Source organism: Rhizobium leguminosarum, assembly GCF_019798305.1.
Classification (GTDB): Bacteria; Pseudomonadota; Alphaproteobacteria; order Rhizobiales; family Rhizobiaceae; genus Rhizobium; species Rhizobium leguminosarum_U.
In genome coordinates, this window is the sequence record NZ_JAAXDD010000021.1 from 1 (window position 1) to 24584 (window position 24584).

The following is a 24584-nucleotide window of genomic DNA, read 5'->3' on the forward strand; positions in this document are numbered from 1 at the left end:
TCCCGAAGATCATCCGAAAAAGGTTTCGCCATCCAGACCAGCCTCCTGCACCGGCCAGAATGGTGAATCTGATTTGCACCACAAAGGGAATCCCTGTTCCGATTCCGACTAAAACAATCCCGCTCTAACGACATTTTGGGGACAGGTATTTGGCCGCATTCTGGCGGGTGTGACCTCGCCGGCAATCTTCTCTCCGGGCTTCGCCAGTCGATATGCGGGAGTCCCCAAACAACGCAGCAACAAGGCGCAAGCAAAGCGAGCCGCCCGGAAGCCCGAACGGGCTGGAGCGGCTCGATCGATCAGGCGGTCGCCTTGTTCTGCCGGTTGGCGATCAGATCGTCGACGACTGCCGGATCGGCAAGCGTCGAGGTGTCGCCGAGCGCGCCGAAATCGTCTTCGGCGATCTTGCGCAGGATGCGGCGCATGATCTTGCCAGAGCGTGTTTTCGGCAGGCCGGGCGCAAACTGGATCTTGTCGGGCGCAGCGATCGGGCCGATTTCGGCCCGCACATGTTTTACCAGTTCCTGGCGAAGCGTATCCGATCCCTCGTGACCGGCCATCAGCGTCACGTAGCAATAGATGCCCTGGCCCTTGATCGGATGCGGATAACCGACGACCGCGGCTTCCGAAACCTGATTGTGCGAGACCAGCGCGGATTCCACCTCCGCCGTGCCGAGCCGGTGGCCGGAGACGTTCAGCACGTCGTCGACGCGGCCGGTGATCCAGTAATAACCATCTGCGTCGCGCCGGCAGCCGTCGCCGGTGAAATACTTGCCCTTGTAGGTGGCGAAATAGGTCTGGATGAAGCGCTCGTGATCGCCATAGACCGTGCGCATCTGGCCCGGCCAGCTGTCGGTGATGCAGAGATTGCCGTCGGCCGGGCCTTCGAGCACCGTGCCTTCATTGTCGACGATCTGCGGCTTGACGCCGAAGAACGGCGTCGTCGCCGAACCGGGCTTCAGATCGGTGGCGCCGGGCAGCGGCGTGATCATATGGCCGCCGGTTTCCGTCTGCCACCACGTATCGATGACCGGGCAGCGCTTGTCGCCGACGACATTGTAATACCACTCCCAGGCCTCCGGATTGATCGGTTCGCCGACCGTGCCGAGCAGCCGCAGCGAAGAGCGCGAGGAGCGCGTGACGAAGTCGTCGCCGGCACCCATCAGCGAGCGGATCGCCGTCGGCGCCGTATAGAAGATGTTGACCTTGTGCTTGTCGATGACTTCCCAGAAACGGCCCTGATCCGGGAAGTTCGGCACGCCCTCGAACATCAGCGTCGTCGCGCAATTCGCAAGCGGCCCATAGACGATATAGGAGTGGCCGGTGACCCAGCCGACATCGGCCGTACACCAGTAGACGTCGCCGTGGTGATAATCGAAGACATATTCATGCGTCATCGCGGCATAGACGAGGTAACCGCCGGTCGTATGCAGCACGCCCTTCGGCTTGCCGGTCGAGCCTGACGTATAAAGAATGAAGAGCGGGTCCTCAGCCTTCATCTTCACCGGCGGGCATTCCGCCTTCACCGTGGCAATTTCCTGGTGATACCAGAGATCGCGGCCGGACGCCCAACCGGTCTTGCCACCGGTGCGGCGAACGACCAGCACCTTGCTGACATTGACATGCTGGCGGGCGGCGATATGGATCGCCGTATCGGTATTGTCCTTCAGCGGCACCGGCTTGCCGCCACGCAGGCCTTCGTCGCAGGTGATGACGAAGGTGGATTCGCAGTCGACGATGCGCCCGGCCAGCGCCTCGGGCGAGAAACCGCCGAAGACGACCGAATGCACCGCGCCGATGCGGGCGCAGGCGAGCATCGCATAGGCCGTTTCCGGGATCATCGGCATATAGATGGTGACGCGATCACCCTTCTTGACGCCGTGCTTCTTCAACACGTTTGCCATCCGGCAGACATGCTCGTAGAGCTCGTTATAGGTGACCTTCTTGTCGATATAGGGGTTGTCGCCCTCCCAGATGATCGCCACCTGGTCGCCATTCGTTTTCAGATGGCGGTCGATGCAGTTGTAGGAGACGTTTGTCTGACCGTCCTCGAACCACTTGATCGACACCTTGCCGGTAAAGGAAGTGTTCTTGACCTTGGTATAGGGCTTGAACCAGTCGATCCGCTTGCCGTGCTTGCCCCAGAACTTGTCCGGGTTCTCGACGCTTTCCTCGTACCATTTCAGGTACTTTTCCTTATCGATCAGGGCGCGCGCCTTCACCGGCTTCGTGACCGGATAGATCTTCTCCGACATGCAACTCCTCCTCATGGGACATGCGACGGGCCGCGTGAGCTAGCAGGGCCCGGACTTGAAATCACGGCAATTCATAGCAGTTCGCACCGTCACGGCAATTAGACGAAGGTCATTTCATTTCGGAAGAATTGCAATTCTGCGACAGTGCGGTTATATAGCGGCATATTTCCCGGACATTGTGGTGACAATCCACGGACCGCGACCGGCGCGGACGATAGAAGGACTATATCCATGGCTCAAACACTGCTCATGCCGAAGGCGACAGCCATCTGGCTCGTCGACAATACGGCACTGTCTTTCGACCAGATTGCGCAGTTCTGCAAACTGCATCCGCTCGAAGTCAAGGCGATCGCCGACGGCGAAGCGGCGCAGGGCATCAAGGGCCTCGACCCGATCTCGACAGGACAGCTTTCCCGCGACGAGATTGCCCGCGCCGAGGCCAATCCGAACCACAAGCTGAAGCTTTCCGAACCGAAGGTGCGGGTGCCGGAATCTAAGCGCCGTGGTCCGCGTTATACGCCGGTTTCCAAGCGTCAGGACCGCCCGAACGCCATTCTCTGGCTCGTTCGCAACCATCCGGAATTGAAGGACGCGCAGATTTCCCGCCTCGTCGGCACGACGAAATCGACTATCGAGCAGATCCGCGAGCGCACCCACTGGAACTCCGCCAACCTGGCGCCGATGGATCCGGTCACGCTCGGCCTCTGCAGCCAGATCGATCTCGACATGGAAGTGGAAAAAGCTTCCAAGGGTCGTCCGCTGCCGACTGCTGCCGAGCTGGGTGCAACGCTGCAATCGGCACAGGAAACCGAGCGCCTGACCCCGAGCTACGAGCGCGAGGAGGAAAAGGAAAAGGAAATCGACGCCGACGCCGTCTTCCGCAAGCTGAGCTCGCTGCGCTCGGCCCCGAAGGACGAGGACGACGATCAGTACTGAGATATCAGTAATTTCATGAAAACCCCGCCGGTATGAGCTGACCGGCGGGGTTTTTTGTTGCGAATTGCCTGTTTCGAATTAGCTGCGGAACAGGGTGAGAATGTTCTGTGCCGAACTGTTGGCGATCGAGAGCGACTGGACGGCGAGCTGCTGCTGTGTCTGCAACGCCGAGAGCTTGCTCGATTCCTCTTCCATATCGGCATCGACCAGACGACCGACGCCGGAGTCGATCGAATCGTGCAGACCGCTGACGAATGTTTCCTGCAGCTGGATACGGGTCGAGATCGAACCCAATGCCGAGCCGGCGGCGGTCATAGCGCCGAGAACCAGTTCGACACCGGTCAGGGCTGCGTCCAGCTGACCCTGGGTGAAACCGGTGATGTCGAGATCATATATTGACGCCATGACGATGACGGTGCCGCCATAGGTTCCGTTGAAGGCCGTGCCGATGATACCGCTGGACGTCTCGATCGCACCGGTGCTCGTCATGCCGAAAAGCACGTTTCCAAGCGAGCCCGAATCGAGCACGTAGTCCGTCATCTTGACGGAGACCGCATTGCTGCCGTCGCGGACGAAGGACGAAACGACGCTCTTCGTGCCGGAGGCGCCGGCAACCCAGTTCTCGCCGGAGAAGGACGCCGATTGAGCGATGCTGAGCAGCTGCTCCTGCAGCTGGTCGAGTTCTTGCTGGATCTTCGTCTTGTCGACGCCCTTTTCCGTGGCGGCGACGATCTTGGCCTTGATGTCGCTGACGACATCGAGTGCGCTGTCCATGGCCGAGTAGGCAGTATCGACCTTGGCCGCGCCGAGACCGAGCGCGTCGGAGACGGCCGAAAGAGCCTGGTTGTCGGAACGCATGGTCGTAGCAATCGACCAGTAAGCGGCATTATCAGCCGCCTTTTCGACGCGATAACCCGATGAAACGCGACCCTGGGTGTCCTTGAGGCTATTGTTTACGCCGCGCAAAGTCTGCAGCGCTGCCATGGCAGCGTTGTTGGTAAGGATGCTTGTCATGATCCGTTCCACAATCGTTGAGAAAGGGGCAATCCGGACTACAGCGCGGCGCGTCTTTCAGACGCGCAAAGGACGCTGTAGCACTTCAACTGCTGCATAATTTTGTCGTTAAATTCCGATCTCAGGAATTATACAGTAGGCCGGTAACGGCGATCGCGTCATGCAAAGCCTGCTATGCAAGCCATTGCCGTTAACAAATGCTTGCATCAACATGGTTAACAATTCCTCAATTAGCCTTACCGAAAGTTTAATTTCACATCGGCAGTGAGCCCAAACCGCGCCCACGCAGCGCCTCGGCAATTTCCTCCAAAATCGTTGGATCATCAATGGTTGCAGGCATTTTCCACGGTATGCCGTCGGCGATCTTCTGCATCGTGCCGCGCAGGATTTTGCCGGAGCGTGTCTTCGGCAACCGGTTAACGGTGATGGCCGTCTTGAAGGCGGCGACGGGCCCGATCGAATCACGAACCATCGCCACGACTTCTGATTCGATCGCCGTCACGTCACGGGAAACATGTCGTTTCAGCACCAGGAATCCGCAGGGCGCCTGACCCTTCAGTGCATCGATCACGCCGATAACAGCGCATTCGGCGACATCCGGATGACGCGCGCAGACCTCCTCCATCGCCCCTGTCGAGAGCCGATGACCGGCGCAATTGATGATGTCGTCGGTACGCGACATGATGAAGAGATAGCCGTCTTCATCGACATAGCCGGCGTCGGCCGTCTTGTAGTAACCGGGAAACTCATCGAGATAGGCCGATCGGAAACGCTCGTCCGCGTTCCAGAGGGTCGGCAGACAGCCGGGCGGCAAGGGCAGCTTGACGACGATATTGCCAAGCGTTCCTGCCTCGATCGGATGACCGGCATCGTCGAGCACCGCAATATCATAGCCGGGCATCGGCAGCGCCGGCGAACCGTGCTTGATGGGAAGGGCGCCGAGACCGAGCGGATTTGCCGCGATCGGCCAGCCGGTCTCCGTCTGCCACCAATGATCGATGACGGGTATGCCAAGCATGCGCTCCGCCCATTTCAACGTTTCGGGATCCGCCCTCTCGCCGGCCAGAAACAGCGCCCGTAGATCCGGCATGGGATATTGGCGCATCAGTTCACCGTCACCGTCCTCCCGCCGGATGGCGCGGAATGCCGTCGGCGCCGTGAACAGCACCCGCACCTGATACTCCGAAACGATGCGCCAGAATGTGCCCGCATCCGGAGTGCCGACCGGCTTCCCCTCGAAGATCAGTGTGGTTATGCCTGATAGCAGCGGGGCATAGACGATATAGGAATGTCCGACGACCCAGCCGATGTCCGAAGCCGTCCAGAAGACCTCGCCCGGCTTCAAGCCGTAGATATTCCGCATCGACCAGTTGAGCGCGACCATATGGCCGCCATTGTCGCGCACGACGCCCTTCGGCTGGCCCGTCGTGCCCGACGTATAGAGGATATAGAGCGGATCGGTCGCCTTGACGGAGACGCAGGCGATCTCGGCGCCACGATGCTGCGCCACCGCCGCCTCGAAATCCTGATCGCGGCCGCTGGCGAGATCTGCCCGAAGCTCCGGCCGCTGCAGCACCAGACAGCGCTCCGGCTTCGAACGCGCGATCTCGATCGCCTGATCGACCAGGGGCTTGTAGGCGACGATGCGACCAGGCTCGAGCCCGCAGCTCGCAGTGATCACCAGCTTCGCACCGCAATCGTCGATGCGCGCCGCAAGTTCGCTGGCGGCAAACCCGCCGAAAACGACGGAGTGAACCGCACCGATGCGGGCGCAGGCGAGCATGGAAAAGACCGCCTGCGGCACCATCGGCATGTAAAGGATGACGCGATCGCCTTTGCCGATGCCGCGCTCGAGCAGCGCTGCTGCGATGGCCATCACCTCGCGAAGCACCTCATCATAGGTGAAACGGCGCTTCTCGCCGTTCATTGCGCTGTCGAAGATGACCGCAGTCTCGCCGCCGCGGCCGGCAGCCACATGCCGGTCTACGCAATTGTGGCAGGTATTGGTTTCGGCTCCAGAGAACCAGCGGCCATAGACGCCCTCATTGGGCGAAAAAATCCGCTCTGGCGGCTTGAACCAGTCGATGCCGACGGCTGCCTCGCGCCAGAAGGCTTCGGGATCGCGTTTCCAGGCCGCATAGGCCTGATGATAGCCGTTCTGCATCTGCTCCTCCCCAGGACATGCAAACCTCGATACCAATCTAGGCGGCATTAAGGGGAACAGGAAGCCCGACCAAAGCCGCGTATCAGCGCGCGCCGAAAATCGCTGACCCCACCCGCACGCTGGTGGCGCCAAAGGCGATCGCCGTCGCGTAGTCGCCCGACATGCCCATCGAAAGTTTTTCGATGCCGCATTTGAGCGCGAGCTTTGCCAGCAGGGCGAAATGCGGCCCGGGATTTTCCTCGGCCGGCGGAATGCACATCAAACCTTCGATCGAAAGACCGAGTTCATCGCGGCAGAGGTCGACAAAGGCCGACGTCTCTTCCGGAGCGATGCCGGCCTTCTGCGGTTCGAGTCCCGTGTTGACCTGGACATAGAGCCGCAGCGCCTTGCCTTGCCGCTTCATCTCCTCGGCAAGCGCGCGGGCGATCTTTTCCCGATCCACCGTCTCAATGACGTCGAAAAGCACTACCGCATCCGCCGCCTTGTTCGATTGCAGCGGGCCGATCAGATGCAGCTCGATATCCTGATGCTCGGCTTTCAGCGCCGGCCACTTGCCCTGGCTTTCCTGCACCCGGTTTTCGCCGAAGACACGCTGCCCGGCTTCGATGGCCGGGCGGATCGCGTCCGCGTCGAAGGTCTTCGACACCGCGACGAGCTGAACGGAACCCGCCGGACGACCCGCTTCGCGTTCCGCGGCGGCGATCCGCGACCGCACGTCGTTCAAGCGCTCTTGAAGTTCCATCAATCTGCCTCGGCATATCAGCATGAAAAGGATCGGCAATGCCAGATCCGGATGATTTTAGGCCAGACCGGCCTAAAATCTGAATCCGGATCTAATCAAAGAAATAGAGCATGGTGTCGTCCGAAAACCGCTCACACTTTTCGGCATCATGCTCTAACGAGCCAATCTGTGCTTGCCAAGTCCCGCCTTGGCGAAATCGCTTGGTGACGATCAAGATCGGACGCTTGCAGTGCCTGCAAAACTTGACGCTACGGTGGTTTCATGGTGAAGGTCTCGACCAACTCCCCTGATTTTCCGGAAATACGAATACCATGGCCACCGAACGTTATAATCCGCGCGACGCCGAGCCCCGCTGGCAGCAGAAATGGAATGAAGACAAGGTCTTCGAGACCGACAACGCCGATCCGCGCGAAAAATATTACGTCCTCGAAATGTTCCCCTATCCGTCGGGGCGCATCCATATGGGTCATGTCCGCAATTACGCCATGGGCGATGTCGTCGCCCGATATAAGCGCGCCCGCGGCTACAACGTGCTGCATCCAATGGGCTGGGACGCCTTCGGCATGCCGGCGGAGAATGCCGCCATGGAGCGTGGCGTTCACCCCGCCTCCTGGACGTATCAGAATATCGCCTCGATGAAGGCGCAACTGAAGGCCATGGGGCTTTCGCTGGACTGGAGCCGCGAATTCGCCACCTGCGACGTCGAATATTACCAGCACCAGCAGCATCTCTTCGTGGATTTCCTGGAGAAGGGCCTGGTCTATCGCAAGCAGTCCAAAGTCAACTGGGATCCTGTCGATAATACCGTGCTCGCCAACGAGCAGGTAATCGATGGCCGCGGCTGGCGTTCCGGTGCGCTGGTCGAACAGCGCGAATTGACGCAATGGTTCTTCAAGATCACCGACTTCAGCCAGGATCTGCTGGACGCGCTCGATACGCTCGACCAGTGGCCGGAAAAAGTCCGCCTGATGCAGAAGAACTGGATCGGCCGTTCGGAGGGCCTGACGATCCGCTGGGAGATCGTGCCGGAAACGGCACCTGCCGGCGAGAGCGAAGTCACGGTCTATACCACCCGGCCGGACACGCTCTTCGGCGCCTCCTTTCTGGCGATCGCCGCCGATCATCCGCTGGCGAAGGATGCCGCCGCGAAGGACCCTGATATCGACGCCTTCTGCGAGGAGTGCCGTCGCGCTGGCACGTCGCTCGCAGCGCTCGAGACCGCCGAAAAGAAGGGCATGGATACCGGTATCCGCGTCCGGCACCCGCTTGATCCCTCTTGGGAGCTGCCCGTCTATATCGCCAATTTCGTCCTGATGGATTACGGCACAGGCGCGATCTTCGGCTGTCCGTCGGGCGACCAGCGCGACCTTGATTTTGCCCGCAAATATGACCTGCCGGTCGTGGCCGTCGTCATGCCGAGGGATGGCGATGCCGCAAGCTTTTGCGTCGGCGACACCGCCTATGACGGCGATGGCGTGATGATCAATTCACGTTTCCTCGACGGCAAGACGCCGGAAGAAGCCTTCAATATCGTCGCCGATCGACTGTCGGGCGCTTCGCTCGGCAATGCGCCGCAGGGCGAGCGCAAGGTCAACTTTCGTCTGCGCGACTGGGGTATTTCCCGCCAGCGTTATTGGGGCTGCCCGATCCCGGTCATCCATTGCGATGATTGCGGTGTCGTGGCAGTGCCGAAGGAGGACCTGCCGGTCAAGCTGCCTGACGACGTCGCTTTCGACCAGCCCGGCAATCCGCTCGACCGTCATCCGACCTGGCGTCATGTCTCTTGCCCGAACTGCGGCAAGGATGCACGCCGCGAGACAGACACAATGGATACTTTCGTCGATTCGAGCTGGTATTTCACCCGCTTCACCGCGCCCTGGGAAGACAAGCCGACCGATCCGGAAGCGGCAAACCGCTGGCTGCCGGTCGACCAGTATATCGGCGGCATCGAGCACGCGATCTTGCACCTGCTCTATTCCCGCTTCTTCACCCGCGCCATGCGCGCGACCGGTCACGTCGCCGCCACCGAACCTTTCAAGGGTCTCTTCACCCAGGGCATGGTGGTCCATGAAACCTATAGCCGCGGCGGCGGCGCCGGCCGCGAATGGGTGGCACCCGCCGATATCCGCATCGACGAACTCGACGGCAAACGCCGGGCTTTCCTGCTGACGAACAACGAGGAAGTTGCGATCGGCTCGATCGAGAAAATGTCTAAGTCGAAGAAGAACGTCGTCGATCCTGACGATATCATCGCCTCCTACGGCGCCGATACCGCCCGTTTCTTCGTTCTGTCCGACTCCCCGCCGGAGCGCGATGTCATCTGGTCCGAGGCAGGCGTCGAGGGCGCCCATCGCTTTACCCAGCGTTTGTGGCGCCTGATTTCCGAAGCTGCGGACGCGCTCTCCGCCGTCGCACCTGCGCCGGCAACCGATGGGGAAGCGCTGTCAATCTCGCAGGCTGCCCACAAGACGTTGAAGGCCGTGCAGAACGACTATGACAAGCTCTGGTTCAACAAGGCCGTTGCCCGAATTTATGAACTCGTCAACGCCCTGGCCGCACCGATGACGAAGGTTGCGGCAGGCGAGGGTGATGCCACCTATCGCGCGGCGGTGCGCGATGCCGCCGAAATCCTGATTCAGCTCGTCTCTCCGATGACGCCGCATCTGGCTGAGGAATGCTGGGCCGCACTCGGCAACGAAGGGCTGCTTGCCCGGGCAAGCTGGCCGCAGTACGACGAAACGCTCGTTATCGAAAATGATGTCGTCCTGCCGGTACAGATCAATGGCAAGAAACGCGCTGAATTGACAATTTCTCGCGATGCAGATCAGGATGCCGTCACCGACGCCGTACTGGATCTCGATGCAGTGAAGAACGCCTTGAACGGACAAGCACCGAAAAAGATCATCGTGGTTCCCCAAAGGATTGTAAACATTGTCGTCTGATATCGCTTGCAAGCTGGCCCGCAATGCCGGCATCGCCATGATCCTTGCCTCCGCGGCTTTTCTCTCCGCCTGCCAGGTTCGTCCGCTCTACTCCGAGAGTTCCGGTGTCACTGAAAAGCTTTCCTCGGTCGGCTTTTCCCCAGCAGGTAGCCGCGTCGAACAACAGGTTCGTAACCACTTGATTTTCCTAGCGTCCCGTGGAGCCGGCGAGCCGGAAAAACCGGAATATCTCGTCGAGATGCACGCCTCGTCGATCGTTGCCGATACGTTGCTGAGGGACTCCGACGACACGTCGCGAGCCGGTCGTGTGACCGTCAGCGTCACCTACACGCTACGCGCGGCGACCGACAATCATGTCATCAAGGCCGGCAGCCGCGCGACCACGGCGCTGGTGGATTTCCCTAACCAGGAATTCGCCAAGCAGCGCGCAATCCGTGACGCCCAAAACCGTGCGGCAGATCAGGTAGCGGAATTCGTGGGGGCCGATATCGCCGCTGCCCTCAGCCGCTGAGGGCGGAGATGTGGCCGAGATAAAATCCCACGAATTCGAGACTTTCCTGCAGAAATCGGCACGGAACTATCGTATTTTCGTCATCTACGGGCCGGATCGCGGCCTCGTTTCCGAACGAGCAGGCTTGCTCGCCGGCAAGAGCGGCGTCGCGCTCGATGATCCCTTCTCGCTGACGAAACTCGATATCGGCGACCTGCAGAAGGATCCTGGGCGGTTGGTCGACGAGGTCCAGTCGATCGGCTTGTTCGGCGGTGAGAAACTGATCTGGATCCCCGGCGCCGGCAACGAGAAATACCTCGTCGATTCCCTGGCACAGCTGGCCGAAAAACCACTCGAAGCCGCCTATTTGATCGTCGAGGCCGGCGACCTGAAGAAGGGCTCGCTGCTGCGCAAGACCGCCGAAGCCGCACGAACTGTCATGACGATCCCGTCCTACGCCGACGACAGCCGCGCCTTGAATGCCTTGATCGATACTGAACTTAGCGCAGAGAAGCTCGGCATTACGCCGGCCGCACGCCAGGCGCTGATCGCGTTGATCGGCGGCGATCGAATCGCTTCGCGAAACGAGGTGCGCAAGCTCGCTCTCTACTGCCGCGGCTTCGATACCGTCGAAGAACATCACGTTACCGAAATAATCGGCGACGCCAGCGCCATTTCGGTCGACGACGCCGTCGACGCCATTCTCGGCGGTGATCTCAATGCCTTTCTGCACGCAATGCAAAAGATCAGCAGCTCGAAAACCGCGATCTTTCTGGTTCTCCAGGCATGCCTGAAACAATTCCAGCTTCTGGATTCGATGCGCGCCGAAATGGATGAAAAACGGCTGCAGCCGCCTCAGATCATGCAGACGATGGGGCGGCATTTGCATTTCCGCCGCAAGCCGATCATCGAACAGGCACTGCGCCAGTGGACTGCGGAAAGCATCGCTCGAGAATCCAACCGGCTGCAGGCCGCTATTTTGCAAAGCAGACGACGACAAGTGCTGGAGGATAGCGTTGCGATGCAAACGCTTCTATCCACCACCCTTCAATCCGGCCGGAAATCCGTCTGATGAGCGCATCGACCCGATAGTCGAGACTGATTATCGGACAGCACATCGCGAGGGTTGAAGTTAGAGCGTCCTTTGGCGCCCGCAGGACGCACGGCGCTCTAACGCCTCTCGAGCAAGCGGCAGATTTCCTCGAGCTGCTCCAGCGACTTATAGGAGATCTTGATCTGACCGCCGCTTGCCTTGTGATTGATCGCGACATCAAGGCCGAGCGCATCGGAAAGTGTCCGTTCCAGCGCCAGCGTGTCGGAATCCTTCTGATCTCGCCGCAAGGCCGCCTGGTGTGGTTCCGATTGGGCCTTGATATTGTTTTGTGCCAGCTTTTCCGCGTCACGCACCGACATGCCCTTGGCAACAATCGTACGGGCAAGACTTGCTGGGTCAGATGTCGAAACCAGTGCGCGCGCGTGCCCGGCCGATAAGCTGCCGGCGGCAAGTAAATCGCGAACCGGATCAGGCAGCTTCAGCAAGCGCAGGGAATTGGCAACGTGGCTGCGGCTTTTACCAATGATTTCCCCGAGGTCGTTCTGAGTGTAACCATATTCAGCAATAAGCTGCTCGTAGCCCAACGCCTCTTCGAGCGCATTAAGATCCGCGCGCTGCACGTTTTCGACAATGGCGATTTCCAGCGCCGTTTTATCATCGACGTCACGGACGATGACAGGAATCTCGACCAGCCCGGCAAGCTGAGCTGCGCGCCAACGTCGCTCACCGGCGATGATTTCATATCGATCGCGCGACATCGTCCGCACAACAATCGGCTGAACGATACCGTGTTGACGAATGGAACTTGCGAGATCATGGAGCTCAGCATCATCGAAGAAACGACGAGGATTGCGGGGATTGCGGCTGACGAACTCGATCGGGATCATCCTGTCGGCACTGACAATCCGCTCGGCTTCCACCGGGACAGGTTGATCCATTTCACCAATTAGCGCCGCAAGGCCGCGGCCCAATCGCCTCTTCGATACATCGTCATTCATGATCTACACTCACCTACACCCCTAAAATGATATCACGCGGCCAGTCTTTGGCGCTCCCGTTGGATGACCTCGGAGGCCAGCTGCAGGTAGGCCTGGCTGCCCGCGCACTTCAAATCATAAAGAATAGCCGGCTTGCCGTAGGACGGCGCCTCGGAAACCCGGACGTTGCGCGGAATTAACGTGTGGTAAACCTTTTCCCCAAGATGCGTGCGCACGTCATTGACCACCTGTTGGGCAAGATTGTTGCGCGCATCGAACATCGTCAAGACGATCCCTTGAATATCCAGACGCGGATTAACCGTTCGCCGGACCTGGCTGACGGTCTCAAGCAGCTGGCTCAATCCCTCCAGCGCAAAGAATTCACATTGCAATGGCACCAAAACCGAATGCGCCGCCGCCATGGCATTCATCGTCAGCAGATTGAACGACGGTGGGCAGTCCAGAAGAATATAGGAAAATGCCATGGCTTCGGGCGAAGACAAGGCTTTCCGCAATTTGAAGACCCGATCGCTCTGCTGCGAGATCTCCATCTCGATGCCAAGCAAATCCATCGTCGACGGGACGATAAAGAGATTAGGAACCGCTGTCTCGAGAGTCACTTCGGGGATGCCCCGATCTCCAACCATCAGATCGTAGGAGGAGAGTTTACGATCACGACGATCGATACCGAGGCCGGTGCTGGCATTACCCTGCGGGTCGAGATCGACGATCAAGACGCGCTCGCCAATGGCAGCAAGCGCTGTTGCCAGATTGATTGCTGTGGTCGTCTTGCCAACGCCACCCTTCTGATTTGCGATGGTGATAATCCGATGTCGTTCGCCAGCCATTGCCGCAATATCCGATCTGTTAAACCAAGCGCCGGAGATTTGATACTTCTAAAATAACAGATTCCTGCCCGACGGCGCTCTTATGTTCTAACAGATCGAATTCCCACCGACCACGTGCTTTGTCGATTTCCTTCTGGTAATCCCGGCCTTTATGAAAAAAGCCACGACAATATTCCTTGCCAAGCATCCAAGGGGCCGAATATCCGACGAGCCCATCAAGATCGGTAAGCGCACGCGCTGAAATCGCACCGCATTCGCCAACCACCCTATAAGCATCTTCGATTCGAATGCTATGCACGCTGCCGCGCGCATTTGTCTCTCGCAGCGCCGTGCGCAGAAACGCTGCCTTCTTATGGCTGCTTTCGACCAGATGGACCCATCCACCTTGCAGCTCGGCCAGAAAAATCGCCGTAATAACGCCAGGGAAGCCACCTCCGCTGCCGAGGTCAACCCAGGTAACAGGCTGCGGATGAATCTGAAAGATTTGGCTGCTATCGGCGATGTGCCGGTGCCATAGATCATCGAGGGTCGATGGCGCCACCAGATTAATTGCTTTCGCCCACTTCTGAAACAGCACTGCGAAGTGTTGCAGCCGTTCCTGTGTTTCACGTGAAACACGCAAACCGTTTAATTCCATTCTGAAAGACTCTCAAATCTTGCAATCAGGCGCTACGGCGAGCTGAGGCGGGTAGGCGACGCAAGTGCACAAGCAACAATGCGACCGCCGCCGGCGTCATCCCTTCAACGATCGCAGCCTGGGCGATGTTGAAAGGGCGAGCAGCGCTCAGTTTCGCCTTGAGTTCGTTCGAAAGGCCGGAGAGTACGTCATAATTGAAATCAAGTGGTATCTGCCGGTCTTCGTCGCGTTGCTGATCGGCAATCGCCGTGGCTTGCCGATCCAGATAAACCGAATACCCAGCCTCGATGTCCAATGCTTCCGCGACTTTCGGCTCGATCGCGTCAAGCGCCTCCGGCCAAACATGCCGGATCGCGGCCAGATCATAATTCGGATAGGACAACAAGTCATAGGCAGTTCGGCGCTGCCCATCGAGATTAATATTCAAGCCAGCACGGCGGGCCTCGTTTGGAGTAACCGTCAGCGACTGCAGCAGCCCTCGACCACTTTCAATTTCTGCCTGATAGGACGTGAATCGCTGTACGCGCTCGCCGCTCACGCATCCAAGCCGCATGGCCAGGGGCGTCAAACGCATATCGGCATTGTCAGCCCGTAAAGTCAGCCGATATTCCGCGCGGGACGTAAACATTCGATACGGTTCCGTAACGCCACGCGAGGTGAGATCGTCAATCATGACACCGATATAAGAGCTCGTTCGACTAAAATGGAACGGATCCGAATCGCCGCTTCGTAAGGCGGCATTCAACCCGGCTGCCAGACCTTGGGCGGCTGCCTCTTCATATCCGGTGGTCCCATTGATCTGACCGGCAAGAAACAGGCCCCTCAACCGTTTGACCTCCAACGATGGCGTCAGCTCCCTCGGATCGACATGATCATATTCGATCGCATAGCCCGGTTGCAGAATTCTGGCCACTTCAAGCCCCGGAATCGTTTTGATGAATTCAGCCTGAACCTCCGCCGGCAAGGAGGTGGAAATCCCGTTCGGATAGACCGTGTCATCGTCCAGTCCCTCGGGCTCGAGAAAGATCTGATGTCCATCCCGCTCTCCGAATTTCACCAGCTTGTCTTCGATAGACGGACAATAACGAGGCCCGACGCCTTCGATCTGCCCGGAATACATTGCCGAGCGCATGATATTGTCGACGATAATACGGTGGGTCGCTTCCGTCGTCCTGGTGACCCCGCATTCGATCTGTGGCGTGGTAATCGCGTCGGTCATGAAGGAGAACGGAACAAGCTCGTCGTCAGCCCCTTGTCGGCCGACGGATTGCCAGTCGATCGTCTTTCCATCCAGCCGCGCTGGTGTTCCGGTCTTCAGACGTCCTAACCGCAATCCCAGGCGGGCGAGGGTCGCAGACAATCCGATCGACGGCGCTTCACCAACACGCCCTGCTGGTGTCTTTTCCGAACCGATATGAATAAGGCCCCGCAGAAAGGTTCCAGTGGTCAAAACCACCGACGGCGCTTTCAGGGTTCGACCATCCTTCATAATCACGCCGGCGACCTGGCCATCAACAACGTCCAGATCAAACGCATCGCCTTCGATGATATCCAGGCCTGACGTCGCTTCGATCGCCGCCAGCATTGCCAAGCGATAAAGCTTTCGATCGGCCTGCGTCCGCGGACCCCGAACCGCTGCGCCCTTCTTCTTGTTCAGCATCCTGAACTGAATGCCCGCGACGTCGGCAACACGACCCATCAGGCCGTCCATCGCGTCGATTTCCCGAACCAGATGGCCCTTGCCAAGCCCACCGATCGCCGGATTACACGACATGACGCCAATCGTGTCTCGTCTATGCGTAATTAGGGCGGTTTTCGCCCCGAGGCGCGCAGCTGCGCTGGCAGCCTCCGAGCCTGCATGGCCGCCACCTATCACAATCACATCGAAGGCATTATCCGTCATTCAAGACTCCAGATCCAGCGGACGTTTCACGTGAAACCAGCGCAGGCCGGCGCCCAGAGTTTCACGTGAATCATTTGCCGATACAAAACTCCGAGAAGATCACCTCGAGCAGCTGTTCGACGTCCACTCTTCCAGTAATTCTGCCCAAATATTCAGCGGCAATTCGCAGCTGCTCGGTCCGCAGTTCGAGATTCACATCCGTCTGCGATATTGCCGCATCGAGCGCCGTTAAACATCTCGTTAGCGAATCCTTATGCCGTTGGCGGCTGGGGATTGCCATAGATAGGCCGGCAAAACGTTTGTCGACAACATTGCCGATCAACCAGCGTAGTTCCGTGAGACCGTCACCCGTCGCCGTCGAAATCTGCAGATCATACCGATCCGCTGCGATATCGATGAGATCCTTCTTTGTCCCGACAGTAACATGTGGAGAGGCTTGCTCCAAGTCGTCAGGAATCTGAGGATCCGTCATGTCAACCAGCATCAGGACGAGATCGGCATCGCGAAGCGCAAGACGCGCGCGCCGCACGCCTTCCATTTCGACCCTGTCGTCCGCCTCACGAAGTCCCGCCGTGTCATAGAGCTTGATCAGAAAACCATTAATATCGAGATCTACCTGAAGGACATCGCGCGTGGTTCCGGCAATCTCCGTAACGATTGCCACATCACGACGGGCCAAAGCATTCAACAGGCTCGATTTTCCAGCGTTCGGAGCGCCGGCGATGACTACCTTGAAGCCGTCTCTGATAATCTCGCCGGCCGAGGCTGCCGCCAGGTGATGCTCCATATCACTGCGAAGCTTCCCCATATCGGCCCAGACCATATCCGACACCGACCCTGGAACGTCATCCTCGTCGGGGAAATCAAGTTCCGCCTCGATCAGCGCTCGGGCGCGCGTTAATCGTTCCGCCCACGAATCGTAAAGTATGGAAAGCCCGCCTGCGCTGTGTTCGACCGCAAGGCGTCGCTGCATTTCAGTCTCGGCGCCAATGAGGTCGGCCAGTCCCTCCACCTCGACGAGATCAAGTTTGCCGTTTTCAAAGGCCCGGCGGGAAAACTCGCCCTCGACTGCCATTCGAACACCTGGGATATCGCCGAGTGCGTGAAACAACGCCGCCAGCACCGCTCTGCTGCCGTGGATCTGCAGTTCGGCAACATCCTCGCCCGTAAACGAATTCGGGGCAGGAAAAAACAGCACCAGGCCGCTATCGATCGGCTGATCGTTACGAGTCCGAATCGTTCGGTAAGATGCCTGCCGGACTGTCGGCACGGATCCAATGAGCCTCACCAATATGTCTTTGGTCAGGGGACCGCTGATCCGAATGACTGAAACCCCGGAAGGCAGGGCGCCGCTCGATAGCGCATATATGGTATCATTCAACACGGCCATATCGCTTGGTCCATTGGAATCGAAATCGATTCAAATAGAAAAGCTGGCGACATCATCACAATGCCTCCAGCTCTTACACGGTGAATCCGGCTAAGGATTAAGTGTTCATCGAGTCGAAGAAGTCGGAATTATTCTTCGTCTGCTTCAGCTTGTCGATAAGGAATTCGATCGCATCGGTCGTGCCCATCGGAGCAAGGATGCGGCGGAGCACGAAGATCTTCTGCAGATCCTGGCGTGGAACGAGAAGGTCCTCCTTGCGCGTGCCGGACTTCAGGATGTCCATCGCCGGGAAGATGCGCTTGTCGGCGACCTTGCGGTCGAGGACGATTTCCGAGTTGCCGGTACCCTTGAACTCTTCGAAGATCACTTCGTCCATGCGGCTGCCGGTATCGATCAGCGCAGTTGCAATGATCGTCAACGAGCCGCCTTCCTCGATGTTACGCGCCGCGCCGAAGAAGCGCTTCGGCCGCTGCAGAGCGTTGGCGTCCACACCGCCGGTCAGGACCTTGCCTGACGAGGGAACGACCGTGTTATAGGCACGGCCCAGGCGCGTGATCGAATCGAGCAGGATGACAACGTCGCGTCCGTGTTCGACAAGGCGCTTGGCTTTCTCGATGACCATCTCGGCCACCTGCACGTGACGCACAGCCGGTTCGTCGAACGTCGAGGAGATAACCTCGCCGCGAACCGAGCGCTGCATGTCGGTCACTTCTTCGGGGCGTTCATCGATCAGCAGGACGATCAGATAGCACTCCGGATGGTTGGCAGTGATCGAATGCGCGATGTTCTGCAACAGCACGGTCTTACCGGTGCGCGGCGGCGCGACGATCAATCCACGCTGGCCCTTGCCGAGCGGCGCCACCAGGTCGATCACACGCGGCGACAGATCCTTGGTGGTGGGAATATCCAGTTCCATCTTGAAGCGCTCGTTTGGATAGAGCGGCGTCAGATTGTCGAAATGAACCTTGTGACGGATCCTTTCCGGATCGTCGAAATTGATGGTGTTGACCTTGAGTAGGGCGAAATAGCGCTCGCCTTCCTTCGGTCCGCGGATGGGGCCCTCGACGGTATCGCCGGTTTTCAGTGAGAAACGGCGGATCTGCGACGGGGAGATATAAATATCGTCCGGGCCTGGCAGGTAGTTTGCATTGGCCGAACGCAGAAAGCCGAAACCGTCCTGCAGCACTTCGACGACGCCTTCGCCGATGATTTCGACATCCTGGCTGGCAAGCATCTTGAGGATCGCAAACATCAGCTCCTGCTTGCGCATCGTGCTTGCATTCTCGACCTCGAGCGATTCGGCAAATGCCAGCAGATCCGTCGGGGATTTACTCTTAAGTTCCTGAAGCTTCATTTCAGCCATGAAGTGACCAATACTCTTTTCAATTTCAAAGGGGAAAGGCGATGTTGGGTCGTATTCGGTACCGCGAAAGGGCTCGCAGACGACTGAACTCTACACACATGCCACGTAGATGAGATGCGCGGAAAATAGCGACTCGCAATCGCCGCCGCAAGAGGCCTGCTTAAAATGAAGCAAATTTAACCTGAAGTCGATTTTCCTCAGAACGGCTTCACCACGACGAGGATGACGATCAGGATCATCAGCACCGTCGGCGCCTCGTTCATGAACCGCCAATAACGCGCCGAGCGGCGATTTTCATCCCGCTCAAAGGCCCTGACGGCGCGGCTGAAGAACATATGAACACCGGTCAGCAGCACGACGAGACCGATCTTGGCATGCAGCCAGCCGCCGTGGAATCCGTAGACCGACCAGGCGAGATAGAGGCCGAGAATCCACGTCAACATCATCGCCGGCGTCATGATGATTCGAAGCAGCCGACGCTCCATCAGCTTGAAGGTTTCCGATTGCACCGAACCGGGCTCCGCATCGGTGTGATAGATGAACAGCCGCGGCATATAGAACAGCCCGGCCATCCAGGAAATGACCGCGATGATGTGCAGCGCCTTGATCCAGAGGTAGAGATTATCCGGGTTCCAAGCAAAAAGCCCGACCGCCATCAGCGCAAAGAAGACCAGCGCAAAATGGGCCCGGCGCCGGGCGTAAGCGCCAGATCTCCGATCGGTCTGCTTTTCCATCGTCACGCCCCGCCTCGCACGCGCCCGCCTCGCACGTGATCGACCAGCAGACGCACATGCTCGGGGTCGGCCTGCGGCGTAATGCCGTGACCGAGATTGAAGATCAGCGGTCCATTGCCGAGATGCAGCAAAATATCGTCGATGCCCTCTTCCAGTGCCCGGCCGCCGGCAACGACGCGCATCGGATCGAGATTGCCCTGAATCGGTCCGTCTTTCTGAAGTTCGGCGGCAAAGGCCAGCGGGACCGACCAGTCGAGGCCGATCGCATCAGCATCCGTCTTCTGACGATAGGTTTTCAGCTGGTAGCCGGCGCCCTTGGCAAAAGCGATGATGCGAGCATGCGGCCGTTGCGACTTGACCGAAGCGATCATCCGCGCAACCGGCCTGATCGCAAACGCCTCGAACTCCTTCTCGCCGAGGACACCAGCCCAGGAATCGAAGATCTGCACGGCATCGGCGCCGGCATCGATCTGGGCGACGAGATAATCGGCTGATACGTCGGCCAGCAGCATCAGCAGATGCTCGAACGCGCGGGGATGCCTGTAGGCGAAGAGACGCGCAGGAGCCTGATCCGGCGTGCCGTGCCCGGCAATCATGTAGGTCGCAACCGTCCAAGGCGCGCCGCAGAAGCCGAGCAGCGTCGTCTCAACTGGCAACTCGTCCCGCAGCCGCCGCACCGTCTCCAGAACCGGCCTGAGATAATCGACAACCTCTTCGCCATTCAATCTGCCGATCCCGGCTTCATCGATCGGATCCATCTCCGGGCCATGGCCCTCGGTGAACCGCACATTCCGTTTCATTGCATCGGGAATGACCAAGATATCGGAAAACAGTATGGCCGCATCGAAACCATAGCGGCGGATCGGCTGCAATGTCACTTCGACGGCGTATTCAGGCGTGTAGCAGAGATCGAGAAAACTCCCTGCCTTTGCCCGCATCTCCCGATATTCCGGGAGATAACGTCCTGCCTGTCTCATCAGCCAGAGAGGAGGAGGGGAGAGGCTCTCGCCACTCAAAACCCTCATGATCTTTCGCCGCGTATCGCTCAAGCGCTTCTTCCCTATAAAAAAACAAAGATATTTTAAAAGGTTTCTATTTCTTAGAGTCGGTGACTATCAAGGATTAAAATCCATCCACTGCCGTTGCCATTTGTCGCGCGCCTGCAAAACAACATCGGAAAGATTTGTCCATCTCGTCCGAATCTCGGGGAGAAGCCGAATCTGAAAATGATTCCAATTCTTTCCGGATCAGCAATTTTTCTTATAGCTGTGGATAGGCTGTGGACAGGCTTTCGACAAATAGATCTCTTCCCCATCGTCCACAGGGCCAATCAAAACCGACCCGCGAAATCCGAAATGTGGATAAGGAGGCATGTTTTCCCTTGCCGGAGACTGCCTCGCCGCCGTAGCTCTGTTTCATCCAGTCTTTTCAACAGGCAGCGGAAAATAGCGTGGAGAACAGAACGAACTTCTTCCATCTGCATCTGATTTCTGACTCAACGGGAGAGACTCTGATCTCGGCCGGGCGCGCCGCGTCGGCGCAATTCAGATCAGCGCAGCCGATCGAACATGTCTATCCGTTGATCCGCAATCGCAAGCAGCTGCTGCCGGTTCTGCAGGCGATCGATGACGCCCCCGGCATCGTGCTCTACACCATTGTCGACCGGGAGCTGGCAAGCCTGATCGATGAGCGCTGCATCGAGATGGGCGTCGCCTCGGTGAATGTGCTGGAGCCGGTGATGAATGCCTTCCAGATCTATCTCGGCGCTCCGTCGCGCCGTCGGGTCGGGGCCCAGCATGTGATGAATGCCGGCTACTTCGCGCGCATCGAAGCGCTGAATTTCACCATGGATCACGATGACGGCCAGATGCCCGACGATTACAACGACGCCGATGTCGTGATCATCGGCATCAGCCGCACGTCGAAAACACCGACCAGCATCTACCTCGCCAACCGAGGCATCAAGACGGCGAACATTCCGATCGTCTATGGCGTGCCATTGCCGGAGAGCCTCTTCGTCGCGAGCAAACCGCTGATCGTCTGCCTGATCGCCACCACCGACCGTATTTCCCAGGTGCGGGAAAATCGGGTGCTCGGCGTGACGCAGGGCTTCGATCGCGAACACTACACCGATCGCGCCGCGATTTCGGAGGAGCTGAAATATGCCCGCTCGCTTTGCGCCCGCCATAACTGGCCGCTGATCGACGTCACCCGCCGCTCAATCGAGGAAACGGCCGCAGCAATCGTTGCCCTGCGGCCGAAGCTGCGCTAAGCGCTGACGAAAAGCCGGCACGCCGAGGAACCCATGACGCCGAAACTCATCCTTGCATCGTCGAGTCCCTTTCGCCGGATCCTGATGGAAAATGCCGGTCTTGCCTTCGAGGCCCATGCCGCAAGGATCGATGAACGGGCGGTAGGAGCGCCACTGGAGAAAGCTGGCGCTAAGCCTGACGCCGTGGCGCTCGTCCTCGCCAGGGCCAAGGCCGAGGAAGTCAGCAGCCGTTTTCCGGATGCCCTGGTCATCGGTTCGGATCAAACGATGTCGCTCGGCGATAGCGTCTTCCATAAGCCGAAGGACCTGGCCGACGCGGCTAGTCATCTTCAAGCCCTTTCGGGCGTAAGCCACCGATTGAACAGCGCCGTCGCCATCGTCAGCGATGGCGTGGTCTTGTGGGAACATCTCGCCCATGCCGAGCTGACGATGCGGCCGCTGACGGCGGAATTCATCGCCAGACATCTGGCCCGGGTTGGCGAACGGGCGCTTTCCAGCGTCGGCGCCTATCAATTGGAGGGGGAGGGCATCCAGCTCTTCGAGAAAATCGAGGGTGATTATTTCACCATTCTCGGCCTGCCGATGCTGCCGCTCCTAAAAAAACTGCGAGAACTGGGAGCGATCGATGGGTGATTCACGTGAAACATTCGGGCCGAAGGCGTTTGTCACGGGCTTTCCCATCAAGCATTCGCGCTCGCCATTGATCCACGGATATTGGCTGAAGACGCTCGGCCTGCCAGGCAGTTATCGCGCTCATCAAGTGGCACCCGAGGCCTTTCCCGCTTTCATTCACTCGTTGAAGGATGGCAGTTCCGGCTTTACCGGAGGTAATGTCACCATTCCCCACAAGGAATTGGCGTTCCGGCTCGCCGACAAGCCGGACGCGCTATCACAAGAACTCGGCGCCGCGAACACACTCTGGCTGGAGGATGGCGCCCTGCATGCAACGAATACCGACGGTCGCGGCTTCATCGCCAATCTCGACGAACGCCATCCCGGCTGGGACCGGCATGGCACGGCCGTCGTCTTCGGCGCCGGCGGCGCCAGCCGCGCGATCATCCAAGCGGTCCGTGATCGCGGTTTCCACGAGATCCACGTCGTCAACCGCACCGTCGACCGCGCGCGCGAACTCGCGGATCGTTTTGGCCCGCGTGTTCTGGCCCATCCGGCCGGTGCGCTTGCCGAAGTGATGAAAGGAGCCAGCCTCTTCATCAATACCACCTCGCTCGGCATGGACGGCGAGGCAGCGCCGCAACTCGATTTCTCGCCTCTTGCAGCTGATGCCGTCGTCACCGATATCGTTTATGTGCCGTTGAAGACGCCCATCCTGGCACAGGCGGAAGAGCAAGGATTTCCCATCGTCGATGGCCTCGGCATGCTCTTGCACCAGGCCGTGCCCGGATTCGAGAAATGGTTCGGCCAGCGTCCCATCGTCGACGCGCCGCTACGCGCGCTCATCATCGCGGATATGGAAGCACACTGATGCTGAAGATTGGTCTCACCGGCTCCATCGGAATGGGAAAATCGACGGCGGCAAAGCTCTTTGCCGATGCAGGAATCCCGGTGAATGATTCGGATGCCGTGGTCCACGATCTCTATGCCGGCGAGGCTGCACCCCTGGTGAATGCTGCCTTCCCCGGCACGATGAAGGATGGAGCAGTCGACCGGCATGAACTCGGCCGCCAGCTCGCTCTTGATCCTGCCGGCTTCAAACGCCTGGAAGCGATCGTCCATCCGCTGGTTCGCAAACGCGAGACGGAATTTTTGGAGCGGCAACGGGCCGCCGGCGCCGACATGGTATTGCTCGATATTCCATTACTTTTCGAAACCGGCGCCGAGGCAAGAGTGGATGTGATCGTCGTCGTCAGCACTGATCCACAGATTCAGCGCCAAAGGGTGCTTGCGCGCGAAGACATGACCGAGGAAAAATTCGAGATGATTCTCGCCCGCCAGACGCCGGACGCCGAAAAACGGCGGCGGGCCGATTGTCTGGTCGATACCAGTCACAGTATCGCGACGACGAGGGAACGAGTGCTTGAGATCGTCGCCGACCTGAAAACGCGGATTGCCAAGGGAGATTTCCGGAATGCGTGAGATCATCTTCGATACGGAAACAACCGGCCTCGACAACCGCGCTGACCGCATCATCGAAATCGGTGGCATCGAGCTCTTCAATCATTTCCCCACGGGCAATACGATCCATATCTTCATCAATCCTGGAGACCAGAAGGTTCATCCGGATGCGCTCGCCGTGCACGGCATCACCGATGAATTCCTAAAGGACAAGCAGCCTTTCGCCGAGGTTGCCGAACGAATCCTTACCTTCTTCGGCGATGCCAAGTGGATTGCCCATAACGCCACCTTCGATATGGGCTTCATCAACGCGGAATTCGCGCGGATCGGTTTACCGCCGATCCTGCCGGAACGGGTGCTCGACACCCTGTCGATGGCGCGGCGCAAGCATCCGATGGGACCAAATTCGCTCGATGCGCTTTGCCGGCGCTACGGCATCGATAATTCGCACCGTACCAAACACGGCGCGCTGCTCGACTCCGAACTGCTTGCCGAAGTTTATATCGAGATGATCGGCGGCAGACAGGCAGCCCTTGGCCTCGGCATGGCCGGCAAGTCCAACCGGGCAGATCGCGGTGACATGGCGATGGAAGACGATGTGGTAATTGCCGCCGTGCTCGAGCGGCCCCGGCCGCTCGCCCCGCGCCTCAGCCAAACCGAGGAGCAGGCGCATGAGGCGCTCGTCGCCAAGCTCGGTGAAAAAAGCGTCTGGGCGAAATACGCCAACCTCGATTAAAGCGGCCCTCAATTGAAAATGCCCGGGACCAGCCCGGGCATCCGCATTTCAGCC

21 protein-coding genes are annotated in these 24584 nt (G+C 58.8%); 9 read left to right on the forward strand and 12 right to left on the reverse strand.

All coding sequences use genetic code 11. The features are described from left to right. Window positions 1-299 precede the first annotated feature (299 nt). On the reverse strand, window positions 300-2255 hold the full coding sequence (gene acs / locus HFO99_RS29510; protein WP_222365213.1) for an acetate--CoA ligase: 1956 nt from the start codon (window positions 2253-2255) through the stop codon (window positions 300-302). Between the two features lie 231 nt (window positions 2256-2486). On the opposite strand from acs, the gene HFO99_RS29515 reads away from it, so the two are divergent. Next, complete coding sequence (locus HFO99_RS29515) at window positions 2487-3191, forward strand: DUF1013 domain-containing protein (protein ID WP_007632151.1); 705 nt, start codon at window positions 2487-2489, stop codon at window positions 3189-3191. Between the two features lie 78 nt (window positions 3192-3269). Here the strand turns inward: HFO99_RS29515 and HFO99_RS29520 are convergent, their stop codons facing one another. The 3 genes from HFO99_RS29520 to HFO99_RS29530 all read right to left on the reverse strand — a co-directional run bounded on the left by HFO99_RS29520 (window position 3270) and on the right by HFO99_RS29530 (window position 7111). After that, window positions 3270-4205: a flagellin gene (locus tag HFO99_RS29520; RefSeq protein ID WP_222365215.1), complete on the reverse strand. Its 936-nt coding sequence runs from the start codon at window positions 4203-4205 to the stop codon at window positions 3270-3272. Window positions 4206-4458: 253 nt separating this feature from the next. After that, the gene (locus HFO99_RS29525) at window positions 4459-6369 is read right to left on the reverse strand and encodes a propionyl-CoA synthetase (RefSeq protein WP_222365217.1); all 1911 of its coding nucleotides are present in this window, start codon (window positions 6367-6369) and stop codon (window positions 4459-4461) included. A gap of 82 nt (window positions 6370-6451) precedes the next feature. Then, entirely contained in the window at window positions 6452-7111 is a 660-nt protein-coding gene (locus tag HFO99_RS29530) for a YggS family pyridoxal phosphate-dependent enzyme (protein WP_222365219.1), read from the reverse strand. Between the two features lie 311 nt (window positions 7112-7422). On the opposite strand from HFO99_RS29530, the gene leuS reads away from it, so the two are divergent. The 3 genes from leuS to holA are packed head-to-tail and all read left to right on the forward strand — an operon-like array spanning window position 7423 to window position 11615. Continuing rightward, entirely contained in the window at window positions 7423-10053 is a 2631-nt protein-coding gene (leuS, locus tag HFO99_RS29535) for a leucine--tRNA ligase (RefSeq protein WP_222365221.1), read from the forward strand. Next, entirely contained in the window at window positions 10043-10564 is a 522-nt protein-coding gene (lptE, locus tag HFO99_RS29540) for an LPS assembly lipoprotein LptE (protein ID WP_222308568.1), read from the forward strand. The genes leuS and lptE overlap by 11 nt, the downstream gene beginning before the upstream one ends. Window positions 10565-10574: 10 nt before the next feature. After that, the gene (gene holA / locus HFO99_RS29545) at window positions 10575-11615 is read left to right on the forward strand and encodes a DNA polymerase III subunit delta (protein WP_222365222.1); all 1041 of its coding nucleotides are present in this window, start codon (window positions 10575-10577) and stop codon (window positions 11613-11615) included. Between the two features lie 98 nt (window positions 11616-11713). On the opposite strand, the gene HFO99_RS29550 is transcribed toward holA, so the two are convergent. From HFO99_RS29550 to hemE, 8 genes are all read right to left on the reverse strand, one after another. After that, window positions 11714-12595: a ParB/RepB/Spo0J family partition protein gene (locus HFO99_RS29550; RefSeq protein ID WP_064247591.1), complete on the reverse strand. Its 882-nt coding sequence runs from the start codon at window positions 12593-12595 to the stop codon at window positions 11714-11716. A 32-nt stretch (window positions 12596-12627) separates the two neighbouring features. Beyond that, window positions 12628-13422, reverse strand: coding sequence for a ParA family protein (locus HFO99_RS29555; RefSeq protein WP_017966014.1), 795 nt, complete (start codon window positions 13420-13422; stop codon window positions 12628-12630). 19 nt (window positions 13423-13441) lie between these two features. Beyond that, window positions 13442-14059 carry a 16S rRNA (guanine(527)-N(7))-methyltransferase RsmG gene (locus HFO99_RS29560; protein WP_222365224.1) on the reverse strand — a complete coding sequence of 206 codons (618 nt, stop codon included), beginning with the start codon at window positions 14057-14059 and terminating at the stop codon, window positions 13442-13444. A gap of 25 nt (window positions 14060-14084) precedes the next feature. Continuing rightward, a complete protein-coding gene (gene mnmG / locus HFO99_RS29565) occupies window positions 14085-15962 on the reverse strand; it encodes a tRNA uridine-5-carboxymethylaminomethyl(34) synthesis enzyme MnmG (RefSeq protein ID WP_222365226.1) in 1878 nt (625 codons plus the stop codon). Between the two features lie 70 nt (window positions 15963-16032). Further along, complete coding sequence (gene mnmE, locus HFO99_RS29570; protein ID WP_222365228.1) at window positions 16033-17352, reverse strand: tRNA uridine-5-carboxymethylaminomethyl(34) synthesis GTPase MnmE; 1320 nt, start codon at window positions 17350-17352, stop codon at window positions 16033-16035. 97 nt (window positions 17353-17449) lie between these two features. Beyond that, window positions 17450-18715, reverse strand: a complete 1266-nt coding sequence (rho, locus tag HFO99_RS29575) for a transcription termination factor Rho (RefSeq protein WP_205937062.1) — start codon at window positions 18713-18715, stop codon at window positions 17450-17452. Between the two features lie 197 nt (window positions 18716-18912). Then, window positions 18913-19449: a protoporphyrinogen oxidase HemJ gene (gene hemJ, locus HFO99_RS29580; protein ID WP_222249265.1), complete on the reverse strand. Its 537-nt coding sequence runs from the start codon at window positions 19447-19449 to the stop codon at window positions 18913-18915. A 2-nt stretch (window positions 19450-19451) separates the two neighbouring features. Beyond that, window positions 19452-20498 carry a uroporphyrinogen decarboxylase gene (hemE, locus tag HFO99_RS29585; protein ID WP_222365230.1) on the reverse strand — a complete coding sequence of 349 codons (1047 nt, stop codon included), beginning with the start codon at window positions 20496-20498 and terminating at the stop codon, window positions 19452-19454. Between the two features lie 401 nt (window positions 20499-20899). Here hemE and HFO99_RS29590 point away from each other — a divergent pair, with 401 nt between their 5' ends. The 5 genes from HFO99_RS29590 to dnaQ are packed head-to-tail and all read left to right on the forward strand — an operon-like array spanning window position 20900 to window position 24530. Further along, complete coding sequence (locus tag HFO99_RS29590) at window positions 20900-21721, forward strand: pyruvate, water dikinase regulatory protein (protein WP_011649834.1); 822 nt, start codon at window positions 20900-20902, stop codon at window positions 21719-21721. 33 nt (window positions 21722-21754) lie between these two features. Next, complete coding sequence (locus tag HFO99_RS29595; protein WP_222365232.1) at window positions 21755-22354, forward strand: Maf-like protein; 600 nt, start codon at window positions 21755-21757, stop codon at window positions 22352-22354. Next, the gene (locus tag HFO99_RS29600; protein ID WP_222365233.1) at window positions 22347-23204 is read left to right on the forward strand and encodes a shikimate dehydrogenase; all 858 of its coding nucleotides are present in this window, start codon (window positions 22347-22349) and stop codon (window positions 23202-23204) included. Before HFO99_RS29595 ends, HFO99_RS29600 begins: the two co-directional genes overlap by 8 nt. After that, the gene (gene coaE / locus HFO99_RS29605; RefSeq protein WP_222365234.1) at window positions 23204-23815 is read left to right on the forward strand and encodes a dephospho-CoA kinase; all 612 of its coding nucleotides are present in this window, start codon (window positions 23204-23206) and stop codon (window positions 23813-23815) included. The genes HFO99_RS29600 and coaE overlap by 1 nt, the downstream gene beginning before the upstream one ends. After that, window positions 23808-24530 (forward strand): DNA polymerase III subunit epsilon, encoded by a 723-nt coding sequence (dnaQ, locus tag HFO99_RS29610; RefSeq protein ID WP_222365235.1) that lies wholly within the window; start codon window positions 23808-23810, stop codon window positions 24528-24530. The genes coaE and dnaQ overlap by 8 nt, the downstream gene beginning before the upstream one ends. Window positions 24531-24584 lie beyond the last annotated feature (54 nt).